Source organism: Bradyrhizobium sp. NBAIM08 (assembly GCF_020193935.1).
Lineage (GTDB): Bacteria > Pseudomonadota > Alphaproteobacteria > Rhizobiales > Xanthobacteraceae > Bradyrhizobium > Bradyrhizobium yuanmingense.
The window spans coordinates 1-439 of the sequence record NZ_JADYVR010000445.1; the positions used below are offsets into that span (position 1 = coordinate 1).

General features: G+C 71.5%; 1 protein-coding gene. It reads right to left on the bottom strand.

Annotation, left to right across the window (positions count from 1 at the left end; translation table 11 throughout):
- The coding region (locus I6F37_RS40350; RefSeq protein WP_225154427.1) for a hypothetical protein at positions 1-368 on the bottom strand (368 nt) is incomplete at its 3' end.
- Positions 369-439: the final 71 nt, after the last annotated feature.

Consider the following 439-nt stretch of genomic DNA (forward strand, 5'->3'; position numbering starts at 1 on the left):
TTGCGGGCCTGGCGGTCATCCGGGTCTTCTTCCTGCACCGCCAGCCACAGCGGAACCGCCGCGTCGGCGTCCTCGTACAGGCGCCCTTCGGCGAACGCCTTCTCGGCCGCGCGACGCAGCTGGGCCAGGCTGCGCCCCTGCCGATCGACCCGCGGTGGCGTCCACCGCTGCACATCCTCGGCGGCATCCTCACCGGCGATGGTGACGCTGCCCTGCGCCGCCTCCGGCGTCGCGTCCGCCTGCATGCCTTGCTGCGGCCGTGCGTCTTCGCCAGCAGCCGGTCCCGGCTCCGGTGTCGCCGAGGGCGACGGCGTGCAGCCGGCCAGGGCCAGGGCGGTGCACAGCACGGACGACAGCGGAAAACGCAAGCAGGATCTCCTTCGGCACGTATGCGGACCGACGTTAGGCTATTCTCCCCTGCCTGAGCAAACCCGAGTAG